This is a genomic window from Exiguobacterium sp. A1_3_1 (genome assembly GCF_048985645.1).
In the GTDB taxonomy this organism is placed as follows: domain Bacteria; phylum Bacillota; class Bacilli; order Exiguobacteriales; family Exiguobacteriaceae; genus Exiguobacterium_A; species Exiguobacterium_A indicum.
In genome coordinates, this window is sequence record NZ_WBYY01000179.1 from 1 (window position 1) to 6,455 (window position 6,455).

Genomic DNA, 6,455 nt, shown 5'->3' on the forward strand with positions numbered 1-6,455 from the left:
TTGCTGTGACGTGGCCAGCTGGTTCAGGTCAACAGTTCGAAGGGGTCTATGACCGTGTCAAAGGACAATTCCATTGTTTCAAGAACGATCGTAAGTCGATCGAACTCGGTGAGGAAGGTCTCGCGAACGAAGAACTCGCGATGACGATCAACTCGGAAATGTATGAGACGTTGATGGATGAAGTCGACTTACTCGACGGCGCAGGTAACGAATATGATGAAGAATTGATCGCAAAAGGTGAACTGACTCCAGTCTTCTTCGGATCAGCACTCGTCGATTTCGGTGTCACACCACTTCTTGAACATTACTTGAACTTGTCTCCTTCACCGACACCACGCGAGTCGAACAAAGGGAAAGTCGAGCCGGCACAAGACTTCTTCAGCGGTTTCGTCTTCAAGATTCAAGCGAACATGAACCCGAACCACCGTGACCGGATTGCGTTCGTCCGTATTTGTACAGGTAAATTTGATCGTGGAATGGACGTCGTCCTGACACGGACAGGCAAGAAGATGAAGTTATCTCAATCGACACAATTCATGGCGGATGAGCGGGAAACGGTCAATGAAGCGTTCGCAGGAGACGTCATCGGATTGTACGATTCAGGCAACTATCAAATCGGTGATACGATCACGAACGGTGATCCATCATTGCAATATGAAGCACTACCAACGTTCGCACCAGAACTCTTCTTGAAGGTCTACACGAAAAACGCCTTGAAGTCGAAACAGTTCCAAAAAGGTGTCGAACAGCTCGCGCAAGAAGGTGCGATCCAGGTCTACAAGACGGAATACAACGAAATCATCCTCGGAGCAATCGGGCAACTCCAATTCGAAGTCTTCGAGCACCGGCTCAAAGGTGAGTATGGCGTTGACATCTTGAAGGATGCTGCGAACTTCCAAGTCGCGAAATGGATCAAGCCAGCTGAAGTCGCTGCCGTCAAACAATTGACGGATTCACGGACGGTTCTCGTCTACGACCGTTGGGATAATGCCGTGTTGTTATTCGCGAATGATTTCGTCTACGAGCGGTTCGTTCAGAAAAACGAAGGAACGATCACACTGGTCGATTCACCGCAACAACTCTAAGTTTTTGACGGACTACTTTTCGAAGTAGTCCGTTTTTTTCGTTCCTGAAATTTCGTTTGATGGCAAGCGAACAAGGGTAAAAACAGAGCGAGTTTGAATTCATATGAAAAAGGAAGGTGTCATGTGATGGCGAAACGGTTTGTTGGAATCTATCAGGATCAATCGAGTTTGGAACGAAAAATCGAGGAATTGAAACAGCAGGGGCATCATGATTCGGATTTTTCTGTCGTCGGTCGAGATGACGCGGCAGACGAAGCATCAGGTGCAAGTTGGATTGATCAGGTCAAATCAAAATTTTCTAAAGAACCACCGCTCCGCGAGACATTAAAACGTGTCGGACATTCGGACGATGAGGCAGAACGGCATTACGCAGAAGTCGAGCGTGGCGGTCTTGCATTGTTCGTCAAGGATCGAGATCACGATCATGACCACGACCATGAGCACCATCATCACCATGACCATCGGCACGATGATAACAAGGTCGAAAATCCGGGGAATAACGTCTATGAAACCAATCACCGCGGGGACGGTGAGAAGAGCGACCGGGCGAAATGGAAAGCGGACGATATCGACTGATACCTAGAAGTGAAGGCGCCGCTTGCGGTGAACTTCACTTTTTTTTCGCACCTGGAGGCGTAGGGCGAGATGTGTAAGGAATCGAGGTGCTATACTGAAAGCATCGAAGAGGTGATAAGACATGAAAAAAATAGTGACAGCTTTAGCAGGAATTGGTCTTGCCAGTGCTTGGTTCATTAACCGGTACCCAGTTTTCGGGAAACGACCAAGCCGTGCAGAGCGGCTGAGTTTCGAACGATCAGATCGTTTTGTCGACGGGAAGTTCAAAAATGAGATGGATTTCCAGTTGAAGATAAAATGGGACTCGATGAAAAGTATCTTAAAGGATTACGGAAGAAACATTCCGAATCTGCGTCCTGTCAAAGCGTTACCGACGCTTCCGTATCAGCGACGTCAAGACGATAGTGAAACACCACGTGTCACATGGTTCGGACATTCGGCATTTTTACTCGAACTCGATGGGCAAACGATTTTCTTTGACCCGATGCTCGGGCGCGCACCATCACCGTTTCCGAAACTGGGCGGAGGACGTTTTCAAACGACGCAGAAGGTTGATCTCGAACGTCTACCGTTGATTGATGTCGTCGTCTATTCGCATGATCATTATGATCATCTCGATTATCCATCCGTCCTCGCCTTGAAAAATCGAGTCGGTCGCTTCATCGTGCCGCTCGGTGTCGGAAGTCGTCTCCGTGGATGGGGCGTCTCGGCTGAGCGAATCACGGAACTCGACTGGCATGAATCGACACAAGTCGGTGGCATCAAACTGACAGCGGCTCCTTCGCGCCATTATTCAGGACGAAATGGTCTTGATCAATTTTCAACGCTATGGGCGTCATGGGTCATCGAAGGCTCGCAAAAGGTCTTCTTTAGTGGCGATAGTGGATATGGTCCACACTTCAAAGCAATCGGCGAACAATATGGTCCGTTTGATTTGACGATGATGGAATGTGGACAGTACGATGTCCGGTGGTCCAATTCGCATATGTTACCGGAACAAACAGTTCAAGCTCATCGAGATGTCAAAGGTCGCGTCCTGATGCCGATTCACTGGTCTGCTTTCATCCTCGCTTTTCATGCCTGGTTCGAACCAGTCGAACGGTTGCTCAAGGAAGCGAAACGCGATGAGATTCCGGTTCTGACACCAATGATCGGGGAGAGTGTGACACCCGAGAGCACGACACGGAAATGGTGGCGGGAAGTGCGTTGAGTAAAATAACTTTTTGATTTTAATTGAATGAAATGAGAAAAAAGTAGCCTTTTCGAATCACATCGAAAAGGCTACTTTTTTAGGTGAATAAACAGACGAAATGTTCATCCTCGACTCTTATAGAAAAGCGAGGATGATGCCATCGTCCGGTCGTACAATACCATTTAGCTCGCCAATTGATCCGCTTGCTTTACGCGACGAGAACGAACTTTTTCGATGATTTCGAAACCGAGCACAAGCATCGTTCCGACGAGTAATCCGTTACTGAGGAACGGACGAAGCGTTAAAGGCAGGACTTCCGCGATGACGGTCGATTGCAACAAGATACTGATGCCGATGACGGCACTGATCGCAAACGCATGGCGGCGGCGACTGTTCTCCATGTTACTTTCCGCAGACTGCCAGGCAATCAGGAACATGTGCGGCAATGTCGCAAGCAACGCGGCACTCGCAACGCTACGCGGTAATGTCGCGATGATCCCGATCAAGCTTGGGAAGAAACCGATCAGTGCGATGACGAGCGAGGCAATCAAGAACGGGCGACGTTTCCGGCTTCCCGTTTGCGCGATGAATCCGCTCGTGATGGGTAATGGCACCGGGACAAGCGTCGAGAATGTAGCAGCAAGTAAATGAATGACACCTTCGATGGATAATCCTTGGTGCAGACGTCCTTGTTTTTGAAGCGTCGCTTCGACGGCGCTTAAAGCGGCAATTAAATTGACGACGAGCAAGATCGCGAATGGAATCGCGACAAGGAATGCACTGCCGTCAAACTGTGGCCATCCGAACGGTAGCGCTTGCGGTGGTGCGAACAAACTAGATGATGCAGGAAGCGACGGACGGCTGACGAGCCAACCGACGATGATTCCGATCATCAAGGCAAACGGACGTAAGCGACTCGGTCCAAATTGGCTGAGTCCGAGCACGAGCAAGAACGTGACGATTCCGGCGAGGCGTGTTGCCTCGACGGCGAGAACGGCACCGAGCATAACACCTGTCAATTGAATACATAATAAGAGCAAAAACGTTCCGCTGACGAGCGGTGTAAAGACGGGTAATAAGTACTTCGTCCATCCTGTCAAACCGAGAATGATGAGGACGACGCCGGCAATGACGACGGCTGCCATCGCGATTGTAAAGGCAGTTTTTGAATCGACCGGTAGTGCGGCGATGACGACGAAGATGCTGACCCATGATCCGGCAGGTCCCGATACGATCGGAAGCCGGTGGCCGAAGGCTCCGTGTAGGAAACAGGCAATCCCGCCTACAAAGAACGACCGTTGGACAAGGGCAGCAGTCTCAACTGATGAGAGGTCGAACAGACTGGCGACGACGATTGGTAAAGCAATCGTGTTCGCGAGTAAAAAGACGATCCACTGGAAGGTAGAAGTCGTTTGTTTCATGAAAAAGCTCCTTTCTTAAACTTCAGATATTCCTGCATCATAGCATATGATTGATGTTATGATTCATATATCTTTATACATGAAAACATATGAAAGAGATGATGAATATGGATTTACGCCAGTACCGCTATTTTTGTGCGGTCGTCGAGGAACAATCCGTCACGCGAGCAGCGGAGCGCTTACGGATGGCACAACCTGCCTTGACGCAGCAAATTCGGCGAATGGAAGAAGAGCTAGGTGTTCGTCTGATTGAGCGGGCAGGGCGCGGGATCCGGATTACCTCGAGCGGCAACCGCTTATATGAACGAGCAGTCTCTTTGCTACAGTTCGAGCAGGAGACACGGATGGAAGTGAGCGACATCGAAGCCGGACGAACGGGAATCTTGCGCATTGGTGTGAACACTTTATCAGCCAGTCGGCTCGTCGAATGGATTGAACAGATGAAACGACGACATCCTGGCATTATCTTACAAGTCCACCAAGGAGAATCGAGTGCGCTCATCGAACGGTTGAAAGAGCGGTCGCTTGACGCAGCGTTCGTCCGTCTACCGATTGATGCGCAAGGGATTTCGATTGAATGGATGGAAGAAGAACCGTTTCATCAAGTCTGGCACCCCGATCACCCGACCGCGGATCTCATCATTCCGAGTCAAGAAGGACTCGGTGTCTTTCAGACGTTAAGTCAACGGCTCAGCGTCGTATCGCAAGAGACGTGTTCCGATGTTTTGACGCTGATCGGACTTGTCCGCAGTGGACAGGCGGTGACTGTATTGCCGGAGAGTACGTTGCGGGAACTGGATATGACAGGACTGCACCAGACATACCTATCCGGTGCAGCAAGTACGACAGCCTTCGTCTGGTTGACGGAGACGGGACCGACGACACTGACGAAACAATTCATTGAAATCATGAAAGAAACAGCAGATTGATCAACTGACAGGAAAGAAAGGATAGATCGTATGAAAACGATTCAAGGCACGTATGGAGAAGCAAAGATTTTCACGGATAACGTCGACGACCTGACGATTAAGCAAGTCACAGCTATGTTAGAGGAACAATTTGCGACAGACAGTCGCGTCCGGATCATGCCAGATTGCCATGCTGGAAAAGGATCTGTCATCGGAACGACGATGCATGTGACGGACGAGGTCGTACCGAATCTCGTTGGTGTCGATATCGGTTGCGGCATGTTATGTACACGACTTGCTGAACAAGAACCAATCGATTATGCGAAACTTGACGCGACGATTCAGCGTCTCGTTCCAAGTGGCATGTCGGTACGTCAGCAAGCTCATCCATTGTCCGAACAGGTACCGTTTGATCAAGTACTTGCACCGTTTAACGAGACACGGGCACGATTATCGATTGGTACGCTTGGTGGAGGGAATCATTTCATCGAACTGAACCAGGATGCAGCAGGACAGCGCTATCTCGTCATTCATTCTGGTAGTCGCAATCTTGGGAAGACGATTGCCGAACATTATCAAGCAGAGGCAGAAACTGCACGCTTCCAATTTGACGCTGACCAAGTCATCGCCGAATTAAAACAACAAGGGCGCGAGTCGGATATACAGACGACCTTACAGCAATTGAAGGAAAAACGGTCTACGTTTAACAAAGATTTAGCATCTGTTTCCGGCGAAGCGATGGAGCGTTATCTCCATGATCTTAAGATCGCTCAACGATACGCAGCATTGAACCGTCAGGCGATGACCGAGGTCATTTTCGAGGCGATGGGATGGACGGTAGCGGATCAATTCGATACGATCCACAACTACATCGATCTTGACGCGATGATTCTACGAAAAGGTGCCATCTCTGCAAAAGCCGGCGAGCGGGCAATCATTCCGATGAACATGCGTGATGGTTCCTTGATCGTCGTAGGAAAAGGAAATCCCGATTGGAACTATTCCGCGCCACACGGAGCAGGACGAATCATGTCGCGGTCAAAAGCATTCAAAACAGTTGAACTGGATGCGTTCGAAAAGACGATGACCGATGTCTGGTCAAGTTCAGTCGTCGCATCGACGCGTGACGAGTCGCCGTTCGTCTACAAGCCGATGGACGAAATCATCCGTAATACGAAAGAAACGGTCGATGTCGTCGAGATCATTAAACCGCTGTACAATTTTAAGGCGAAATGATGGAAGGTTATTATCAATTGGGGAGGATATTCTATGA

The 6,455-nt window shown here is 49.5% G+C and carries 6 protein-coding genes; 5 read left to right on the forward strand and 1 reads right to left on the reverse strand.

Annotation, left to right across the window (positions count from 1 at the left end; genetic code table 11):
• The 3 genes from F8N00_RS15220 to F8N00_RS15230 all read left to right on the forward strand — a co-directional run.
• On the forward strand, positions 1–1,085 hold a 1,085-nt coding region (locus tag F8N00_RS15220; protein WP_421018508.1), incomplete at its 5' end, for an EF-Tu/IF-2/RF-3 family GTPase.
• 126 nt (positions 1,086–1,211) lie between these two features.
• Complete coding sequence (locus tag F8N00_RS15225; protein ID WP_336449234.1) at positions 1,212–1,661, forward strand: hypothetical protein; 450 nt, start codon at positions 1,212–1,214, stop codon at positions 1,659–1,661.
• A gap of 121 nt (positions 1,662–1,782) precedes the next feature.
• The gene (locus tag F8N00_RS15230) at positions 1,783–2,871 is read left to right on the forward strand and encodes an MBL fold metallo-hydrolase (protein WP_336449235.1); all 1,089 of its coding nucleotides are present in this window, start codon (positions 1,783–1,785) and stop codon (positions 2,869–2,871) included.
• A 164-nt stretch (positions 2,872–3,035) separates the two neighbouring features.
• On the opposite strand, the gene F8N00_RS15235 is transcribed toward F8N00_RS15230, so the two are convergent.
• Positions 3,036–4,274: a purine/pyrimidine permease gene (locus F8N00_RS15235; RefSeq protein ID WP_035398099.1), complete on the reverse strand. Its 1,239-nt coding sequence runs from the start codon at positions 4,272–4,274 to the stop codon at positions 3,036–3,038.
• Between the two features lie 107 nt (positions 4,275–4,381).
• Here F8N00_RS15235 and F8N00_RS15240 point away from each other — a divergent pair, with 107 nt between their 5' ends.
• Both F8N00_RS15240 and F8N00_RS15245 read left to right on the forward strand, forming a co-directional pair.
• Positions 4,382–5,203 (forward strand): LysR family transcriptional regulator, encoded by an 822-nt coding sequence (locus F8N00_RS15240; protein ID WP_035398096.1) that lies wholly within the window; start codon positions 4,382–4,384, stop codon positions 5,201–5,203.
• Between the two features lie 30 nt (positions 5,204–5,233).
• The gene (locus tag F8N00_RS15245; protein ID WP_023467794.1) at positions 5,234–6,418 is read left to right on the forward strand and encodes an RNA-splicing ligase RtcB; all 1,185 of its coding nucleotides are present in this window, start codon (positions 5,234–5,236) and stop codon (positions 6,416–6,418) included.
• Positions 6,419–6,455 lie beyond the last annotated feature (37 nt).

Bases quoted from the DNA above. Each gene is read 5' to 3' on its own strand.
- F8N00_RS15225 (WP_336449234.1), top strand. From the start codon at position 1,212: ATGGCGAAACGGTTTGTTGGAATCTATCAGGATCAATCGAGTTTGGAA.
- F8N00_RS15230 (WP_336449235.1), top strand. From the start codon at position 1,783: ATGAAAAAAATAGTGACAGCTTTAGCAGGAATTGGTCTTGCCAGTGCT.
- F8N00_RS15245 (WP_023467794.1), top strand. From the start codon at position 5,234: ATGAAAACGATTCAAGGCACGTATGGAGAAGCAAAGATTTTCACGGAT.
- F8N00_RS15240 (WP_035398096.1), top strand. From the start codon at position 4,382: ATGGATTTACGCCAGTACCGCTATTTTTGTGCGGTCGTCGAGGAACAA.
- F8N00_RS15235 (WP_035398099.1), bottom strand. From the start codon at position 4,274: ATGAAACAAACGACTTCTACCTTCCAGTGGATCGTCTTTTTACTCGCG.